General features: G+C 72.8%; 14 protein-coding genes. 1 reads left to right on the top strand and 13 read right to left on the bottom strand.

The features are described 5' to 3' along the window. Positions 1-18: 18 nt before the first annotated feature. From cobC to cobM, 6 genes are read right to left on the bottom strand one after another with little or no spacing between them, the layout of a single operon-like run. A complete protein-coding gene (gene cobC / locus ABD355_RS29265; protein ID WP_344403778.1) occupies positions 19-1,083 on the bottom strand; it encodes an Rv2231c family histidinol phosphate aminotransferase CobC in 1,065 nt (354 codons plus the stop codon). Next, positions 1,073-1,999 (bottom strand): sirohydrochlorin chelatase, encoded by a 927-nt coding sequence (locus ABD355_RS29260; protein WP_344403776.1) that lies wholly within the window; start codon positions 1,997-1,999, stop codon positions 1,073-1,075. The genes cobC and ABD355_RS29260 overlap by 11 nt, the downstream gene beginning before the upstream one ends. Then, positions 1,996-2,586, bottom strand: coding sequence for a precorrin-8X methylmutase (locus ABD355_RS29255; RefSeq protein ID WP_344403774.1), 591 nt, complete (start codon positions 2,584-2,586; stop codon positions 1,996-1,998). The genes ABD355_RS29260 and ABD355_RS29255 overlap by 4 nt, the downstream gene beginning before the upstream one ends. Then, complete coding sequence (cobJ, locus tag ABD355_RS29250) at positions 2,583-4,274, bottom strand: precorrin-3B C(17)-methyltransferase (protein WP_344403772.1); 1,692 nt, start codon at positions 4,272-4,274, stop codon at positions 2,583-2,585. Before cobJ ends, ABD355_RS29255 begins: the two co-directional genes overlap by 4 nt. Beyond that, positions 4,271-5,509 carry a precorrin-6y C5,15-methyltransferase (decarboxylating) subunit CbiE gene (gene cbiE, locus ABD355_RS29245; RefSeq protein ID WP_344403771.1) on the bottom strand — a complete coding sequence of 413 codons (1,239 nt, stop codon included), beginning with the start codon at positions 5,507-5,509 and terminating at the stop codon, positions 4,271-4,273. The genes cobJ and cbiE overlap by 4 nt, the downstream gene beginning before the upstream one ends. Then, on the bottom strand, positions 5,506-6,324 hold the full coding sequence (cobM, locus tag ABD355_RS29240) for a precorrin-4 C(11)-methyltransferase (RefSeq protein WP_344403769.1): 819 nt from the start codon (positions 6,322-6,324) through the stop codon (positions 5,506-5,508). The genes cbiE and cobM overlap by 4 nt, the downstream gene beginning before the upstream one ends. Positions 6,325-6,436: 112 nt before the next feature. Here cobM and ABD355_RS29235 point away from each other — a divergent pair, with 112 nt between their 5' ends. Beyond that, positions 6,437-7,165 carry a ZIP family metal transporter gene (locus ABD355_RS29235; protein WP_344403767.1) on the top strand — a complete coding sequence of 243 codons (729 nt, stop codon included), beginning with the start codon at positions 6,437-6,439 and terminating at the stop codon, positions 7,163-7,165. Between the two features lie 11 nt (positions 7,166-7,176). On the opposite strand, the gene cobI is transcribed toward ABD355_RS29235, so the two are convergent. From cobI to ABD355_RS29200, 7 genes are read right to left on the bottom strand one after another with little or no spacing between them, the layout of a single operon-like run. After that, complete coding sequence (cobI, locus tag ABD355_RS29230; RefSeq protein WP_344403765.1) at positions 7,177-7,920, bottom strand: precorrin-2 C(20)-methyltransferase; 744 nt, start codon at positions 7,918-7,920, stop codon at positions 7,177-7,179. Continuing rightward, on the bottom strand, positions 7,917-9,410 hold the full coding sequence (locus ABD355_RS29225; RefSeq protein ID WP_344403764.1) for a cobyrinic acid a,c-diamide synthase CobB: 1,494 nt from the start codon (positions 9,408-9,410) through the stop codon (positions 7,917-7,919). Before ABD355_RS29225 ends, cobI begins: the two co-directional genes overlap by 4 nt. Then, positions 9,373-9,972: a cob(I)yrinic acid a,c-diamide adenosyltransferase gene (gene cobO / locus ABD355_RS29220; protein WP_344403762.1), complete on the bottom strand. Its 600-nt coding sequence runs from the start codon at positions 9,970-9,972 to the stop codon at positions 9,373-9,375. Before cobO ends, ABD355_RS29225 begins: the two co-directional genes overlap by 38 nt. Continuing rightward, entirely contained in the window at positions 9,972-11,984 is a 2,013-nt protein-coding gene (locus tag ABD355_RS29215) for a putative cobaltochelatase (protein WP_344403760.1), read from the bottom strand. The genes cobO and ABD355_RS29215 overlap by 1 nt, the downstream gene beginning before the upstream one ends. Next, positions 11,981-15,634, bottom strand: a complete 3,654-nt coding sequence (cobN, locus tag ABD355_RS29210; RefSeq protein ID WP_344403758.1) for a cobaltochelatase subunit CobN — start codon at positions 15,632-15,634, stop codon at positions 11,981-11,983. The genes ABD355_RS29215 and cobN overlap by 4 nt, the downstream gene beginning before the upstream one ends. Continuing rightward, positions 15,631-17,142: a cobyric acid synthase gene (locus ABD355_RS29205; RefSeq protein WP_344403756.1), complete on the bottom strand. Its 1,512-nt coding sequence runs from the start codon at positions 17,140-17,142 to the stop codon at positions 15,631-15,633. Before ABD355_RS29205 ends, cobN begins: the two co-directional genes overlap by 4 nt. Further along, positions 17,139-18,137, bottom strand: coding sequence for a cobalamin biosynthesis protein (locus tag ABD355_RS29200; RefSeq protein WP_344403754.1), 999 nt, complete (start codon positions 18,135-18,137; stop codon positions 17,139-17,141). The genes ABD355_RS29205 and ABD355_RS29200 overlap by 4 nt, the downstream gene beginning before the upstream one ends. Positions 18,138-18,156 lie beyond the last annotated feature (19 nt).

Here is an 18,156-nt window from a genome sequence, read left to right as displayed (position 1 = left end):
CCGCGCCCCTTCGGGGCGCTATCGAACCGGTGACGTCAGCGTCAGCGCTTGGTCCAGCGCCTGGAGGAACGTGTTGACCGTCGTCCGGTCACGGACCGCCAGGCGTAGCCACTCCTCGTCCAGCCCCGGGAACGTGTCGCCGCGTCGGACCGCGAAGCCCAGGTCCCGCAGGTGCCCGCGTACGGCCGCTGCCTGGGGCAGTCGTATGAGCACGAAGGGGCCCTCGGCGGGCTGTGTCACTCGCAGGCCGGCGGAGGTGAACTCGCCGAGGCCGGTGATGAGATGGGCTCGGTCGGCGGCGATGCGGTGGGCCGCGTGTGCCGCCTCCGCCAGGGCCTGCGGGCCCATGCAGGCCTCGGCGGCGGCCAGTGCGGGTGTGGACACCGGCCACAGGGGCTGGGCGCGCTCCAGTTCGGCGATCGTCTCGGGGGCGGCGAGGACGTAGCCGATCCGCAGGCCGGCCAGCCCCCAGGTCTTGGTGAGGCTGCGCAGGACCACGAGCCCGGGCACGTCCGTCCGCCCGGCCAGCGCCTCACGCTCCCCCGGCACCGCGTCCATGAACGCCTCGTCCACGACCAACGTCCGCCCGGGACGGGCGAGTCGCGCGACGGCCGCGGCGGGGTGCAGGACGGATGTCGGGTTCGTGGGGTTGCCGACCACCACCAGGTCCGCGTCCTCGGGGACCGCCGCCGGGTCGAGGCGGAAGCCGTCCTCCTCGCGCAGCAGTACCCGGTCCACCGTGTGGCCCGCGTCCCGCAGGGCCGCCTCCGGCTCCGTGAACTGCGGGTGCACAACGACCGGTCGACGTACCTTCAGGGCCCGGGCGAGCAGCACGAAGGCCTCGGCGGCACCGGCCGTCAGCAGCACCCGCTCCACCGGGAGGCCGTGCCGCGCCGCCACCGCCGCCCGCGCGGCCCGTCCGTCCGGATAGGCCGCGAGGGAGCCGAGTGAGCCTGCGATGCGCTCGCGCAGCCAGGCGGGCGGGGTGTCGGCGCGGACGTTCACCGCAAGGTCGACCAGGGCCAAGCCGTCGTCGCGCACCTCGGCGTCGCCGTGGTGACGGAGATCGTGCTCAGTGCGCATGGGCGTGTCCGCCGTGGTGGTGGTGACCGTGGTGGTGGTGACCGTCGTCGTCCGGGTGGAAGTGCGGCTGCTGCGGCAGCCCCACCTTGTCCTCGAAGCCCGGCAGTGCGATCCGGTACACGCACGAGTCGCAGTTCATGCGCAGATCGCCCTTGACGGCCTCCTCGTACCGCTCCATCACCAGATCGAGCAGCTCCGGCTCCGGGCCGATGACGTCCGCGGAGCGCACCTCGACCTCGGGGTGCGCGGCCGCCCAGCCCTCGGTCTGCTGCCGTACGCGGTCCGGCAGGATGCCGGTGAACAGGAAGTAGGGAAGGACCACGATCCGGCGCGCGCCCAGCTTCGCGCACCGGTCGAGGCCGCTCGGCACGTCCGGCGCCGCCAGCGACACGAACGCCGTCTCCACGCCCGCGTACCCGCGCCCCTCCCACAGCAGCCGCGCCGCCTTGTACACCTCGGCGTTGGCGTCCGGGTCGGTTGATCCGCGGCCCACCAGCAGCACGGTCACGTCGGCCCGGTCCTGAGGCGTCCGCGCGGTTCCTCCGAGCGCCTCGTCAAGGCGCCGCTCCAGCACCGACAGCAGCGAGGGGTGCGGGCCCAGCGGGCGCCCGTACGTGTAGGAGATCCCCGGGTGGCGCTCCTTCTCGCGGGACAGGGCCGCCGGGATGTCGCCCTTTGCGTGCCCGGCGGAGACCAGCATCAGCGGTACGGCGGCGAAACGCCGTACCCCCCGCTCCACCAGTTCGGCGACCGCCTCGCCGAGCGGGGGCGGCGACAGTTCGATGAAGCCGCCCGCGACGGGCAGGTCGGGGTGGCGGTCGCCCAGCTGCCGTACGAAGTCGCGGAACGCCTCGGCTCCGGCCTCGTCCCGGGTGCCGTGACCGGCGATGAGCAGGGCGGGCGGCGGGGTGGTCACGATGTCTCCTCGGAGTACGAAGTGGGGTGGTACAGCAGGGCGTTCAGGGCGGCCGACGCGACCGCCGAGCCGCCCTTCTCGGACACGTTGCTCACGGCGGGCAGCCCGCTCTCGCGCAACGCGGCCTTGGACTCGACCGCGCCGACGAAGCCGACGGGCAGGCCGATGACGAGTGCGGGGGCGGCGTCCAGGGTCAGCAGCTCCTCCAAAGCGGTCGGCGCGTTGCCGATCACCCAGAGGGCACCCGGGCCGACCTGCTCGTAGGCGAGCCGTATCGCGTGCGCCGAACGGGTCAGTCCGGGACCGGCGACGGCGTCCCTGAGCCGGCAGACCGTCTCGCGGCGGGTGATACCGGCCGCGACCATCTCGACGTCCACGACGACGGGCGCCCCGCCGTGCAGGGCGGCGTACGCCTTCTCCAGGGCGGCCTCGTCCATGACGAGATCGGTCGCGTAGTCGAGGTCGGCGGCGGAGTGGACGACCCGCTCCACCACCGCCCGTGTCAGCGGCGGGAAGTGCGAGGTGTCCAGGCGGGCCCGCAGGCGCCGGTAGGACTCCTGCTCGATCGGGTGGACCACACGGTTCACTGGGCGGCCTCCTGCCAGCGGTAGCCGCGCGGCGTCACCATGCGGCCCGCGATCTCACGGGTCGCCGTGTTGCCCACGGTCACGACCGTCATCATGTCGACCGTCGCCGGGTCCAGAGAGCCCAGGTCGGTCACCCGGCTGGATTCGTCCGGCCGCGACGCGTTCCGTACGACACCCACCGGCGTCGTCGGCTCCCGGTGCTCCGCGAGGATCGCGAGCGCCTTCGGCAGCTGCCAGTCCCGGCCCCGGGAACGCGGGTTGTAGAAGGTCACCACCAGGTCCGCCTCGGCAGCCGCGCGCACCCGCCGCTCGATGACCTCCCAGGGTGTGTGCAGGTCGGAGAGGCTGATGGACACGTGGTCGTGGCCGAGCGGCGCGCCCAGGATCGCCCCGGCCGCGAGCGCGGCGGTGACGCCCGGTACGCCGATCACGTCGATGTCGTCGGAGGCCTCGGCGAGCGCGGGCGAGGCCATGGCGTACACGCCCGCGTCGCCGCTGCCGATCAGCGCGACCGCCTGCCCCTTCCTGGCCTCGGCCACCGCGGTCCGGGCCCGCTCCTCCTCGGCGCCGAGCCCGGACTCCAGGATCCGGGTGCCGGGCCGCAGCAGATCGCGGATCTGGTCGACGTACTGGTCGAGCCCTACGAGCACGGAGGCGCGCCGCAGTTCGGCCGTGGCCCGCGGGGTGAGCAGATCGCGGGCGCCGGGACCGAGCCCGACCACCGCGAGCCGCCCGCGCGCGGCACGTCGTACGACGGCACAGGTCGCCATCGAGGCGTGCCCGTCCGCACGTGCCGACTTCCGCTTGGGGACGAGGAGTTCACCGCCGCGGACGAGCGCGGAGGCCTCGGCGACCGACGGAGTGCCCACGGCGGTGAGCGGGGCGTCGGAGGGGTTGGGGACCTCGATCTTCGCCAACTCCTCTGCGGAGTACGTCACCAGGGGCACCCCGAGTCGCGCGGCCGCCTCGACGATTCCCGGCTCGTCCCGCTTGGCGTCCACGGTCGCCAGCTCGGCGAGGCTGCGAGGAGACAGTCCCGCGTCCCGCAACGCGCTCTCGACCAGCCCGAGCACCTCGTCGACCGGGGCGCCCTTGGACGCGCCCACGCCGACGACGAGGGACGGCGGACGCAGCAGCACCTCCCCGTCGGTGGGTTCGACGGCACGGTCCGTCAACCGGACGGTCCGCGTGCCCTCCGCCGCGAACGGCAGCGGCGGCAGCGGCCACGGCACTTCGGCGTCCAGCGCGACCGGCTCGCCGTCCAGCAGCGCCCGCGTCACCCCGGCCACGTCGCCCTCCACCGGGAGGCCGAGCGTGTCCAGGCCGGGGATGCCGACCGCGTCCGTCGCCGTGGTCACCACCGGCTCGGCACCCAGCAACTCGCCCACCCGCTCGGCGAGTTCATTGGCACCACCCCCGTGCCCGCCCACCAGCGAGACGGCGAACCGCCCGCCCTCGTCGACGCACACCACACCCGGGTCGGACGCCTTGTCACCGAGCAGCGGCGCCACGAGCCGTACGACGGCCCCCGTCGCCAGGAAACACACGAGCTGCTCGCACTCCCCGAACGCGGCCCGTACGGCGTCCCCGACGGGACCCTCGTACACCCGCGTGCGGTCCGGCCACGCCGCGGCCAGCCGGTCGCGCGCCGCCGCCCCCGCCGCGGTGGCGGAAATGAGGCCGATCACAGGGCAACTCCTTCATGAGAAACGGGGGTTCTGGCCCCCCACAGCAGGAAAACCGGATTGGTCGCCGCCAGCCGGGTCACGTCCCCCGGCAGCGGTGCGAGCCGCGAGGACTGCAGCAGCACCCCGTCGCAGCCGAACCCGGCATCGGTGAGCGCCGTGCGCACCGCGGGCACCCGGTCCAGCGCGGCCATGGCGACCACGACCGTCCGCCGGGCCCGCCGCGCGCACGCCCGCACGATGTCGGGCAGCTCGCGCCCCCCGCCACCGACGAACACGGCATCGGGAGCGTCGAGTCCATCCAGCGCGTCCGGCGCCGTTCCGTGCACCACGTGCACGTCGACGCCGTGCGCACCGGCGTTGGCGCGGATCCGCTCCACCCCGTCCGGTGTCTTCTCGACGGCGCTGACGGCGGCACCCAGCCGCGCGCACTCCACGGCCACGGATCCCGAGCCGGAGCCGACGTCCCAGACCAGGTCGCCGGGGCGCGGCCCGAGCCGGGCCACGGCCAGCGCCCGCACCTCGAACTTGGTGATCATCGAGTCGCGGTGCGCGAACGCGCCCTCGTCCAGGGCCCATCCCAAGGGCCGTACGGCCGCCCCGGCGAGCGTCCGTACGGGACCGAGCACCCGCGTCTCGTCCAGGCACAGGACGACACTCACCGCCGTACCCCAGTCACGGCCCGCGGCCTCGGAGGGGGAGAGCCGCTCCAGGCGCTCCTCGCCGGAGCCCAGCGCGGAGGCGACGACGAGGACCCGGCCGGGCGCCGTACGGGCGAGCGCGGCGCCCAACTCGGCCGGACCGGCGCCGGGCCCGGTCAGCACGGCCACCTTGGGGTGCGCCCGGCACAGGTTGACGGCCGTGCGCGGATCCCGCCCGTGCGCGCTGACGACGACCGCGTCGTCCCAGGTCAGACCCAGCCGCGCGAAGGCGATGGCGACGGACGAGACACCCGGCCGTACGTCCAGACGCTCCGCACCGAACCGCTCGGCGAGCGCCCGTACGATCCCGAAGAAGCCGGGGTCGCCGGAGGCCAGCACGACCACCCGCCGGTCCTTGCCGACGTACTCCTCCATGGCGTCCAGGGCGGGCGCCAGCGGCCCGAGCACGATCCGCTCGGCACCCTCGGGCAGCCGTACGGCGTCCAGGTGCCGTCGCCCGCCCACGACGAGCTCGGCCCCCGCCACCGCTTCGAGGGGAACGGGCGCGCCCGTCCCCGTACCGACGACCGTGATCACGTACTGGCACCCCGCGAGCGCAGGGCCCTGCGGGCCTGAGGGTCGGCCTTGCGGTAGCCGTGGAAGTGGCCGGGGTGGTACAGGTGCGAGCGCGTGCCCTCGGCGTCGAGCGCCGGGCCGACCAGGAAGAGGGTGTGCTTCCAGAGCTTGTGCTCCTTGACCGTCTCCTCCAGCGTCCCGATCGTGCACCGCACGACCAGTTCCTCCGGCCAGGTCGCCTGGTAGGCGACGACGACCGGCGTGGACGTCGGATAGCCGCCCTCCAGCAGCTCCCGCACCAGCTGCCCGCTGCGCGCGGCGGACAGGAAGATCGCCATGGTGGTGCCGTGCCGGGCGAACTCCCGCACCTCCTCCCCGGGCGGCATGGGCGTCTTGCCGCCGCCGAGCCGGGTCAGCACGACGGACTGCGCGACCTCCGGGATGGTCAACTCGCGCTGCGCGAGCGCGGCGACGGCCGAGAACGCGGACACACCGGGTACGACCTCCGTCTCGATGCCGATCCGAGCACACCGGTCGATCTGCTCCTGCGTACCGCCCCACAGAGCGGGGTCCCCGGAGTGGATACGGGCGACCTTCAGGCCGGTGCGATGTGCGCGCTCGTAGACGGCGACGACGTCCTCCAGGGACATCGTCGCCGAGTCGAGGATCTCCGCGTCCTCGCGCGCGTGCTCGAGGACCTCCGCCTGCACCAGGCTCGCCGCCCAGATCACGACGTCGGCCTCGGCGATCGCGCGCGCGGCACGGAACGTCAACAGGTCGGCGGCGCCGGGGCCGGCACCGACGAAGGTCACCTTGCCGGTGGGGGCATCGGCCATGGGAACGGTCCTCTCTAGCAAAGCTCTGGGTCGGGCTCTTGGGGTTACGAGTGTGGTGTGGTTATTGCCGTCGGACGTGCGTGAACGGGGGTTGATCGGATAGCAAGGGCGTATGGCGGTCTTCGTCGCGCTCGGCGCGTTCCTGATGACGCTGGCCGGCGGCTGGACGGCACAGCGTGTGACCGACCGCCGCCACCTGGTTCTGGGCCTGGCCGGCGGACTGATGCTGGGTGTCGTCGGCCTGGACCTGCTGCCGGAGGCGCTCAAGGCGGCGGGTGAAGTGGTCTTCGGCGTACCGGCGGCCCTGCTTCTGTTCGTGGCCGGCTTTCTGGTGGCCCATCTGGTGGAGCGCCTGCTGGCCGCCCGCCAGGCCGCGCACGGCGGGGAGGAGAGCAACGGCCGTGTGCCCGAGGTGGGCCTGACGGCGGCCGCGGCGATGGTCGGTCACAGCGCCATGGACGGCGTGGCGATAGGCGCGGCCTTCCAGGTCGGCGACGGCATGGGTGCGGCGGTCGCGCTGGCCGTCGTCGCCCACGACTTCGCGGACGGCTTCAACACGTACACGATCACCAGCCTGTACGGGAACGCCCGCCGCAAGGCCCTGACCATGCTGTTCGCGGACGCGGTGGCCCCGGTGGCCGGCGCGGCCTCCACGGCCTTCGTCACCATCCCGGAGGGCCTGCTCGGCGGCTACCTCGGCCTCTTCGGCGGCGTACTCCTCTACCTCGCCGCCGCCGAGATCCTCCCCGAGGCGCACCACGAACACCCCGCCCGCTCGACGCTGCTGTGCACGGTGGCGGGGGCGGCGTTCATCTGGCTGGTGGTCGGCCTGGCCGGGTGAGCCGGCGCCGGTCACAGCTTGCCGCCGCGGCCGCCGTCGCGCGGCGCGGGCGCGATGAGCGTGGAGAGGTAGGGGAGGGGCTCGCCGTCGAGCTGTGACGCCGGCCGGATGGACTCGGACTCCAGCCCGAGCGCCGAGCCCCACACGGCATCGTCGAGCCGCCCGGTCTCGCGCAAGGCCTCGGCGACCTCGCCGGCCTGCCGCCCGAACTTGTACGCGACGACCGTGCCCGGCCCGCTGAGGGCGTCCTTCAGCACGCCGGCCCCGGCGGTGACGGGCACGAGGGTGAGCGGCTCGGTGCCCTCGGTCAGCACGGCACCCGAGCGTGCCGCGAGATCCTGCATGGCGGTGATCCCGGGCACGGTCTCGATACCGGTCCCCGGCACCAGTTCGGCGATGGTCTGCGCGAGATAGGTGAAGGTCGAATAGACATTGGGATCACCGATGGTGGCGAACGCGACGACGCCCCGCTCCCGCAGCAGCTGCGCGACCCGCTCCCCGGCCGCGTCCCAGGCAGCCTCCCGCCGCCCGCGATCACTGCGCTCGTTCAGTGCGAACACCACGCGGACGACCTTCTCCGCGGGCACGTAGTGCAGCACGGTGGCCTCGGCCCGCCCCCGCTCCAAGGTGTCCATGACGGGCACGACCACGACATCGGCGGCCCGCAGGGCGTTGACCCCCTTGACGGTCACCAGCTCGGGGTCACCGGGACCCACCCCTACCCCGATCAACCTGCTGCTGTTGTTGCTGGTCATGACGTCCGGCACCTCTCCACGAACCGACGGGCGACACCGGGCTCGGACGCCCAGTGCGTGTGCAGATAACTGGCGTGCACACCTTGTTGTACGAAGCCTTCGACCCGCGGCGCAGGGGCGCGCACGCCCCAGGCGGGAGCCGCCCCCGCCCCCGGCTCGACGACCGTCCGATGAAACTCGTGCCCCCGCATCCGGGTCCCGGCGGGCGCCAGCACACTGTCACCGACGGCCACGGCGTCCCGATACCCGAGCGTGAGCCGCCCGCTCATCCGCGCCCTCGCATCGAGCACCCCGCACATGGCCTGCCCGTCGAGCTCCCGGCACAGATAAAGCAACCCGGCACACTCGGCAGCAACGGGAGCCCCGCCCTCCGCAAGCGCGGCGACGGCTTTGCGCAGCGGTTCGTTGGCGGACAACTCGCTCGCATACACTTCGGGAAACCCGCCTCCGATGACCAACCCCCGTGTCCCGTCGGGCAGTTGCTCATCACGGAGCGGATCGAAGACAACTACGTCGGCACCCGCGGCAGCGAGCAGTTCACTGTGCTCGGCGTAGGAGAACGTGAAGGCGGGCCCCCCGGCAACAGCGACCACCAGCCCGTCCGGCGTTTGAGGACGAGGCCGTTCAGGCCGAAGCGGGGGTCTGGGGGCGGCAGCCCCCAGGGTCGGGGCGGGAAGGGGCGGCGGGGGCGAGGAATCCAGGACCTCAGCCGCATCCCAGGCCGCACACGCCAACGCCCCCGCCCCTCGCGCCAGCCCGAGCAATCCCTCCAGATCACACCCGGCAGCCACCTGCGCACCCATCGCCGCAACGGCATCGACCGCCGCAGCCCGCCGCTCGGCGACGGGCACCAACCCAAGATGCCGCGACGGCGTATCCACCTGAGCCACCCGCCGCAGCACCCCGAAGACAGGCACCCCCGCAGACTCCAACGCCTCCCGCAACAACTCCTCATGCCGATCCGAAGCCACCTTGTTGAGGATCACGCCCCCGACCCGCACCTCCGGATCCCAGGACGCAAACCCATGCACCAACGCCGCCACGGACCGAGACTGCGACGACGCATCGACCACCAGCACCACCGGTGCCCCGAGCAGCTTCGCCACATGAGCGGTGGACGCCAGTTCACCCTCCCCCGCGGCCCCGTCGAACATCCCCATCACACCCTCGACGACGGCGATGTCACACCCACGAGCCCCGTGCAGGAACAACGGTCCGACCAGCTCCGGCCCGCACAGATACGCGTCGAGGTTCCGCCCCACCCGCCCGGTGGCGAGCGCGTGATACCCGGGGTCGATGTAGTCCGGCCCCACCTTGTGCGGGGACACGGCAAGCCCCCGCGCGGCGAACGCGGCCATCAACCCCGTGGCAACGGTGGTCTTGCCGCTGCCCGAGGAGGGCGCGGCAATGACCAGCCGGGGGACGGAGGACAGGGAGGGACTCACGACGGCATCACCACTCGATGCCCCTCTGCCCCTTCTGTCCCGCATCCATCGGGTGCTTGACCTTGGACATGTCGGTCACGAGATCGGCGAACTCGACGAGCTTCTCGGGCGCGTTCCGCCCGGTGATCACCACATGCTGGGTCCCGGGCCGGTTCCGCAGCACGTCGACGACCTCATCGGTGTCCACCCACCCCCAGTGCATCGGGTACGCGAACTCGTCCAGCACATACAGCCGGTACGTCTGCGCGGCGAGGTCCCGCTTGACCTGCTCCCAGCCCTCCCGGGCCTTCTCCTCGTTGTCCATCTGGGAGTCCCGCTGCACCCAGGACCAGCCCTCGCCCATCTTGTGCCAGTCGACGGTCCCGCCCTCGCCACAGGCGCCGAGCACCCGCAGTGCGTTCTCCTCGCCGACCTTCCACTTCGCCGACTTGACGAACTGGAACACCCCGATCGGCCACCCCTGGTTCCAGGCCCGCAGCGCAAGCCCGAAGGCGGCCGTGGACTTGCCCTTCCCGATGCCCGTGTGCACGACGACCAGCGGCCGGTTGCGACGCTGACGAGTCGTCAGTCCGTCGTCCGGCACCACACTCGGCTGCCCCTGCGGCATTACGCGGCCCTCCTCTTGGTCCCACCCTGTACATCCCTGACCAGCCCGGCGATCGAGTCCGCCCGCAACTCGTCGAGCGTCACCGCCGTGCCGCCGAGCTCACCCGCGAGCTGCCCGGCGAGCCCCAGCCGCACCGGCCCGGACTCACAGTCGACGACCACGGAGGCGACCTGCTCGGCCGCGAACAGCCGGGCGGCCCGCCCGGCCAGCGCGACCGGTTCCGGCTCACCGGTGGCCCGCCCGTCCGTCACCACCACGACCAGCGCCCGCCGCGCCGGATCCCGCAGCCGCTCGACCCGCAGCACGTCGTGCGCGCGCAGCAGCCCGGCCGCGAGCGGCGTCCGCCCACCCGTAGGCAGCGACTCCAGCCGTACGGCCGCAGCGTCCACGGAGGAGGTCGGCGGCAGCGCGACCTCGGCGGCCGACCCCCGGAACGTCACCAGCCCCACCTTGTCCCGCCGCTGATACGCGTCCAGCAGCAGCGACAGCACGGCCCCCTTCACGGCACTCATCCGCTGGCGGGCCGCCATCGACCCCGACGCGTCCACCACGAACAGCACGAGGTTCCCCTCGCGGCCCTCCCGGGTCGCCTGCCGCAGATCGTCCCGCCGTACGACCAGCCCCCGCCCGGACCGCCCCCGCGCCCGCTGATGCGGCGCGGCGGCCTGCACGGTGGCCGCCAGGTGCAGCTTGGTGAGCGCCCCCCGGGGCCGTCGGGCCCCGGTCGTCCGCCCGTGCTCCGTCCGCGCCCGCGAGCGCCGCCCGGCGGCCCCCTCACCGATCCCGGGCACGCTCAGCACCTTGGTACGGAAGGGCTCCGAGGCCCGTACGGCGGACTGCTCGGATGCCCCCGAGGCCTGCGGCTGCCCGCCCTCCCCGGCCTCCGGCCGCGCGTCGGTGTCACCGCCCTGAGGGCCGTCCGAGTCCCCGGAGGGCGGCTGCCCGCCACCGCCCGGTCCGCCGCCGTCGGGGTCCGGGTCCGGGTCCGGGTCGGGATCGTCGTCGGAGAACTCCTCCAGCGTCTCGTCGAGCTTGTCCTCGTCGAGCCCCGGCGCATCGAACGGGTTACGGCGCCTGCGGTGCGGCAGCGCAAGCAGTGCCGCCTGCCGTACGTCCTCGGCGAGCACCTCGGTCCGCCCGGCCCAGGCGGCCAGCGCGGTGGCCGTACGCGCCATCACGATGTCGGCCCGCATGCCGTCCACCTCGAAGGCGGCACAGGTCGCCGCGATCTGCCGCAGCGCCCCGTCACCCAGCCGCACCGACGGCAGCAACTCCCGAGCGGCGACGATCCGTTGACGTACAGAAGCCTCCTCGTCCGCCCAACGGGCCGCGAAACCGGCGGGATCGTCGTCGTAGGCGAGCCTGCGCCGTACGACCTCCACCCGCTGGTCCGGCTCCCGGGAGGCGGCGACCTCGACGGTCAGTCCGAACCGGTCGAGCAACTGCGGCCGCAGTTCGCCCTCTTCGGGGTTCATCGTGCCGACGAGCAGGAAGCGCGCGGCATGCCGCACCGAGACGCCCTCGCGCTCGACGTACGACGCACCCATCGCGGCCGCGTCCAGCAGCAGGTCGACGAGATGGTCATGAAGCAGGTTGACCTCGTCGACATAGAGGATCCCCCGGTGTGCGTCCGCGAGCAGACCGGGCTCGAAGGCCTTCACGCCCTCCGCCAGCGCCCGCTCGATGTCGAGCGCGCCGACGAGGCGGTCCTCCGAGGCGCCGACCGGCAACTCGACCATGCGGGAGGGGCGTCGGGTGCCGGGCCCCGGCTCGTGCGGTCCGTCCGGGCAGGACGGGTCCGGTGCCGCGGGGTCGCAGGAGAAACGGCACCCGGGGACGACGGTCACCTCCGGCAGCAGCGCCGAGAGCGCCCGCACGGCGGTCGACTTGGCGGTGCCCTTCTCGCCGCGCACCAGCACACCGCCGACCGCCGGTGACACGGCGTTCAGCAGCAGCGCGAGCCGCAGGTCGTCCTGGCCGACGACGGCCGTAAAGGGGAAGGGGGTGGTCACTGGTCGCCCTCCAAGTCGCCTTCCAGCTCCAGGTACGTGGCGCGCAGCCGCTCCAGGGTCTCCGCGTCCGGCTCGGCCCACAGCCCTCGGTCGGCGGCCTCCAGCAGGCGCTCGGTGATACCGCGCAGCGCCCACGGGTTGGACTGCTTCATGAACTCCCGGTTCTCCGGGGCGAAGACGTACTCGGCGCTGAGCTTCTCGTACATCCAGTCGTCCACGACGCCGGCCGTGGCGTCGTAGCCGAAGAGGTAGTCGACGGTCGCCGCCATCTCGAAGGCGCCCTTGTAGCCGTGCCGCCGCATGGCCGCCATCCAGCGCGGGTTCACGACCCGAGCGCGGAACACGCGGTGGGTCTCCTCGCCCAGCGTCCGCGTCTTCACCTGGTCGGGGGTGGCGGAGTCGCCGACGTACGCCTCGGGGCTCTCGCCCGTCAGGTGCCGCACCATGGCGACCATGCCGCCGTGGTACTGGAAGTAGTCGTCGGCGTCGACGAGGTCGTGCTCGCGGGTGTCGACGTTCTTCGCGGCGACGTTGATCCGCTTGAACGCGGTCTCCATGTCCCCGCGGGCCGCCCGGCCGTCGAGCCCGCGCCCGTACGCGTAACCGCCCCAGACGGCGTACACCTCGGCCAAATCGGCGTCGGAGCGCCAGTTGCGGGCGTCGATCAGCGGCAGCAGCCCGGCACCGTAGGCGCCCGGCTTGGAGCCGAAGATCCGGGCGGTCGCGCGCCGCCGGTCGCCGTGCTGTGCGGTGTCCTCGTCGGCGTGGGCGCGCACGAAGTTCTGCTCGGCGGGCTCGTCCAGCTCGGCGACCTTGCGTACGGCGTCGTCGATCAGCCCGACGACGTGCGGGAACGCGTCCCGGAAGAACCCGGAGATCCGGACGGTGACGTCGATGCGCGGGCGCCCCAGCTCCGCCAGGCCGATCACCTCGAACCCCGTCACCCGGCGCGAGGCGTCGTCCCAGACGGGACGGCAGCCAAGGAGGGCGAGGATCTCGGCGATGTCGTCGCCCTGGGTGCGCATCGCGGACGTGCCCCAGACGGTCAGACCGACGGACTTCGGGTACTCGCCGGTGTCCTGCAGATACCGCTGGACGAGGGAGTCGGCAAGCGACTGGCCGACCTCCCAGCTCAGCCTGGAGGGAATGGCCTTGGGGTCGACGGAGTAGAAGTTCCGGCCGGTCGGCAGGACGTTCACCAGCCCGCGGGTCGGCGAACCGGACGGACCGGCGGGCACGTAACCGCCGTCGAGTGCCTTGAGGATGTGGTCGATCTCGTCCGTCGTACGGGCCAGCCGCGGCACCACCTCGGTGCAGGCGAACTCCAACACGGCGACAGCGTCCGGGAGTTCCGTGCCGAGCACCCCACGTACGAGAGCCGGGGCGAGCGCGACGTCCCAGTCCCGTGCCTCCATGCCCTCGGCGATCCGCCGGCACAGCTGCTCCAGCAGGTCGATGGCGTCGGCGGCGGTACGGGCGGGGCCCTCGACGAGATCGGTCAGCTCGACCGGCACCTTCACCGGAGCGCCGGGCTCGGCGAGCAGCTCCTTCTCGACCAGCCCGAAATGGGCGGCCAGCGAGGCCCTGAGCCCCGGCAGCGCGTTCGCCTGCCCGCCCCACACCTGCGAGGCGCGCAGCACGGCCAGCACGAGGTTCACCCGCGGCTCACCCACCGGCCCGCCGCCCAGGATGTGCAGTCCGTCGCGGATCTGCACGTCCTTGATCTCGCACAGATAGCCGTCGATGTGCATGACGAACTCGTCGAACTCGTCCTCGTCCGGCTGCTCGTCCACATGCAGGTCGTGGTGCAGCTCGGCCGCCTTGACCAGCGTCCAGATCTGCGCACGCACCGCCGGGGCCTTCGTCGGGTCCAGGTCGGAGACGAGCGCGTACTCGTCGAGCAGCTGCTCCAGCTTGGCGAGATCGCCGTAGGTGTCGGCACGGGCCATCGGCGGTACGAGGTGGTCGACGACCGTGGCGTGCCCGCGCCGCTTGGCCTGGGTGCCCTCACCGGGGTCGTTGACGATGAACGGGTAGATCAGCGGCAGCTCACCGAGCACCGCGTCCGGCGCGCATCCGCCGCTGAGCCCGAGTCCCTTGCCGGGCAGCCACTCCATCGTGCCGTGCTTGCCCATGTGGACGATCGCGTCGGCGCCGAAACTGTTCTCCAGCCACCGGTAGGCCGCCATGTAGTGGTGCGAGGGTGGCATGTCGGGGTCGTGGTAGATCGCGATGGGGTTCTCGCCGAAGCCGCGCGGCGGCTGGATCATCACGACGACGTTCCCGAACTGGAGGGAGGCGAGGACGATGTCCTCCCCGTCGACGTACAGGTTGCCCGGCGGCTCGCCCCACGCCTGAAGCATCCCGTCCCTGAGCTCCGGATCGAGCTTGTCGAACCACGCCCGGTAGTCGGCGAGCGGCACCCGCGCGGGCGCGGCGGCCAGCTGCTCCTCGGTCAGCCACTCCACGTCGTGACCGCCGGCCGCGATGAGCCGGTGGATCAACTCGTCGCCGCCGGAGGGGTATTCGGTGAGCGAGTACCCGGCCGCCTTCAGCGCGTCCAGGACCTGCACCGCCGACGCGGGCGTGTCCAGACCGACGGCGTTGCCGACCCGGGAGTGCTTCGTCGGGTACGCGGTGAACACGAGCGCCAGCTTCTTGTCGGCGTTCGCCTTGTGCTTCAACCGCGCATGCCGTACGGCGATCCCGGCGACCCGCGCGGCCCGCTCCGGGTCGGCGACGTACACCGGAACGTCGTCGGGGCCCTGCTCCTTGAAGGAGAACGGGACGGTGACGAGCCGCCCGTCGAACTCGGGGATCGCGACCTGCATCGCCGCGTCCATGGGGGACAGGGCGGCGTCCGACTCGTCCCAGGCCTCACGCGACGACGTCAGGCAAAGGCCCTGCAGGACGGGGACGTCGAGGTCGGCCAGCGCCCCGATGTCCCACGCCTCCTCGTCACCGCCGGCCGACGCCTGCGAGGCATGTGTGCCGCCGGCGGCGAGGACGGTGGCGACCAGGGCGTCGGTCCGGCCGAGGATCTCGTACAGTCCGGCGTCCGCACCGCGCAGCGAACCGCAGTAGACAGGTAGGGCATTGGCGCCTCTGGCCTCGATCGCGTCGCACAGGGTGTCCACGAAGGCGGTGTTGCCGCTCAGCTCATGGGCCCGGTAGAACAGCACGCCGACGGTCGGGCGGCCTTCGACGAACGGGCGCTCGCCGTGGACGCCGTACTCCGGCATCTTCTGCGGCTCGACGAACCCCTCGCCGGTCAGCAGCACGGTGTCGGACAGGAACCGGGCGAGTTCCGTCAGGTTGCCGGGCCCGCCCTCGACGAGATACCTGAGCGCCTCCGCCACCACACCGGCGGGCACGGACGACTCGGCCATCAGCTCGGCGTCGGGGACGGCCTCCCCGCCGAGCAGCACGGTCGGGATCCCGGACGCCCTGAGCGCGGCGAGCCCGTCCTCCCAGGCCCGCTTCCCGCCCAGCAGCCGTACGACGGCGATGTCGGCGCCGTCGAGCAGGCCGGGCAGCTCCTCGGTCACATCCACCCGGGTCGGGTTGCCGATCCGGTAGTCGGCACCGGACGCGGCCCGAGCGGCCAACAGATCCGTGTCGGCGGTCGACAACAACAACACTGTGCTCATGCGGGCGCTCCCGGTGGAATGAAAGGCAGTCCTTGCGGCGCGCCCGACTCGATGAGCCGCCACAGCGCGTCCGTGTCCGCGTGTTGTTCGATCAGGTCGCCGAGCCGGTCGAGCTGCTCCTCGCGCAGCGCGGCGAACGAGGTGTCGGGCGCCGGTACGAAGCGACGGCCCGCGGCGGCCGCCACCTCGCGCAGAAAGGCCCGCCGGAACCCGTCCGACTCCAGCGAACCGTGCCAGTGCGTACCCCAGGTCTGCCCGACGCGGATGCCGTCCAGGAAGGCTTCCCCTCCGGCTATGTCGGCGACCCCATGATGGATCTCGTACCCCTCGACATGCTCGCCGAGGGCTTCCCCCACGGGCCGGGTGAGGGTCTTCTCGCGGGCGAACCGCACCCGCACGGGCAGCACTCCGAGCGCTTCCACATGGCCGCGCCGGCTCTCGACCTCGTCCTCGATGTGCTCGCCGAGGACCTGGAAGCCACCGCAGATGCCGAGGACGGGCCGCTGTTCGGCGGCCCTGCGGACCAGGGCGTCCGCAAGTCCCCGCTCGCGCAGCCACTCCAGGGCCTTCACCGTCCCCCGGGTCCCCGGTACGACGACGAGGTCGGCGTCGGCGAGTTCCTCGGGACGGTCCACGAACCGCACCACGACGCCCGGTTCGGCGGCCAGGGCGTCCACGTCGGTGAAGTTGGACATCAGCGGGATCGCGCACACGGCGACCCGCAGCACGTCCTCGCCGACGGGCGGCGCGACGTTCGACTCCCGCACCGTCCCGCGCAGGGAGACCCGCAGCCCGTCCTCCTCGTCGATGCCGAGACCGTGCTGGAAGGGCAGGACGCCGTACGTTCGCCGTCCGGTGAGCCCGTGCAGCATGTCCAGCCCGGGCTCCAGGAGGCTGACGTCCCCGCGGAACTTGTTGACGAGGAACCCGGCGACCAGCTCCTGGTCCTCGGCCGAGAGCAGGGCGACGGTCCCGAAGAAGGAGGCGAAGACCCCGCCGCGGTCGATGTCACCGACCACGAGCACGGGAAGCCGCGCGTTGCGGGCGATCCCCATGTTCACGATGTCGGTCCGGCGCAGGTTGATCTCGGCGGGAGAACCCGCACCCTCACAGATCACGGCGTCATACGTGCCCCGCAACTCGGCGAGACAGTCGAGCACGGTCCCCAGAAGCTGCTGCTGCCGCCCACCGTGGTACCCGCGCGCACTCAGCTCGCCGACGGGCTTGCCCATCAGCACGACCTGGCTGCTCTGCTCGCCACCGGGCTTGAGCAGCACGGGGTTCATCAGCGCGGTCGGCTCGACCCGGCAGGCCTGAGCCTGCATGGCCTGAGCCCGCCCGATCTCGGCACCCTCGCGCGTCACGAACGAATTCAGGGACATGTTCTGCGCCTTGAAGGGCGCCACCTTGACCCCCTGCCGTACCAGCCAACGACAGATCCCGGCGGTGACGACACTCTTCCCGGCGTCGGAGGTGGTACCGGCGACGAGGAGCCCACCGCCGGTCATGACACACCCCTCGACAACTGCCTGCCGGCAGTGGGAACAGCCCCCACCGCCGGGCGCCGTGCGACCCGGCCCCGCAGCACCGCCCCGGCCGCACTGACCCCCAGCGCCAGCCACCCCACCCGCCGCGACAACCGCACGGCCCGCTCGATGTCCCCGACTTCCACAGCCCGCCCCTCCTCGTTCAGCACAGGCCGATGCTCGACCCGCCCCCCGTAGGACAAGGTCCCCCCGAGCCGCACCCCGAGCGCCCCTGCGAACGACGCCTCCACAGGCCCGGCATTGGGGCTGGGATGCTTGCTGGCGTCAGAACGCCAGGCCCGCACCGCCCCGCGACGGTCACCCCCCGCGACCGTCGCAAGTACGGCGGTCAGACGGGCCCCCGGCCACCCCGCCACATCGTCCAGCCGCGCCGAAGCCCACCCGTACCGCCGGTACTTGGCCGACTTGTGCCCCACCATGGCGTCGAGCGTGTTGACGGCCCGGAACCCGAGCAGCCCCGGCACCCCGCCCACGGCCCCCCACACCAGCGCCCCCACGACGGCATCGGAGGTGTTCTCGGCAACGGACTCCACCACCGCCCGCGCGATCCCGTCGGCGTCCAGGGCCTGCGGATCCCGCCCGCACAGATGCGGCAGCCTGGCCCGCGCGGCCTCGACGTCCCCGGCCTCCAGCGCACGCCCGATGCCACGGGCTTCGCGCGCGAGCGAAGTCCCCCCGACGACGGCCCAGGTGGCGGCGGCGGTCAGGGCGAGGGAGGCGGTACGGGACGGACGTACGGCCCGCTGGGCGACGACACCGAGCGCAAGGGCGCTCCCGGCGCACACGGCGGTGTGCAGTGCGCCCCACCCGCGATGGTCCCGCCACAACACCCGTTCCACGGCGCCCGCGGCCCGCCCGAACACGGCGACCGGATGCCCTCGGCGCGGATCGCCGAGCAGATGGTCACCGAGGAGGCCGGCGGCGGCGCCGTACGCGAAGACGCGATCGGCACGCATCGGCTCAGCCGGCCGTGGG

It is taken from the genome of Streptomyces longisporus, from assembly GCF_039532765.1.
Taxonomy (GTDB): domain Bacteria; phylum Actinomycetota; class Actinomycetes; order Streptomycetales; family Streptomycetaceae; genus Streptomyces; species Streptomyces longisporus.
The sequence above is the reverse complement of the archived record's forward strand: the minus strand, read 5'-3'. Positions and strand labels throughout refer to the sequence as shown.

Bases quoted from the DNA above. Each gene is read 5' to 3' on its own strand.
- cobC (WP_344403778.1), bottom strand. From the start codon at position 1,083: ATGCGCACTGAGCACGATCTCCGTCACCACGGCGACGCCGAGGTGCGC.
- cobM (WP_344403769.1), bottom strand. From the start codon at position 6,324: ATGGCCGATGCCCCCACCGGCAAGGTGACCTTCGTCGGTGCCGGCCCC.
- ABD355_RS29235 (WP_344403767.1), top strand. From the start codon at position 6,437: ATGGCGGTCTTCGTCGCGCTCGGCGCGTTCCTGATGACGCTGGCCGGC.
- cobI (WP_344403765.1), bottom strand. From the start codon at position 7,920: ATGACCAGCAACAACAGCAGCAGGTTGATCGGGGTAGGGGTGGGTCCC.
- ABD355_RS29225 (WP_344403764.1), bottom strand. From the start codon at position 9,410: ATGCGGGACAGAAGGGGCAGAGGGGCATCGAGTGGTGATGCCGTCGTG.
- cobO (WP_344403762.1), bottom strand. From the start codon at position 9,972: ATGCCGCAGGGGCAGCCGAGTGTGGTGCCGGACGACGGACTGACGACT.
- cobN (WP_344403758.1), bottom strand. From the start codon at position 15,634: ATGAGCACAGTGTTGTTGTTGTCGACCGCCGACACGGATCTGTTGGCC.
- ABD355_RS29205 (WP_344403756.1), bottom strand. From the start codon at position 17,142: ATGACCGGCGGTGGGCTCCTCGTCGCCGGTACCACCTCCGACGCCGGG.
- ABD355_RS29200 (WP_344403754.1), bottom strand. From the start codon at position 18,137: ATGCGTGCCGATCGCGTCTTCGCGTACGGCGCCGCCGCCGGCCTCCTC.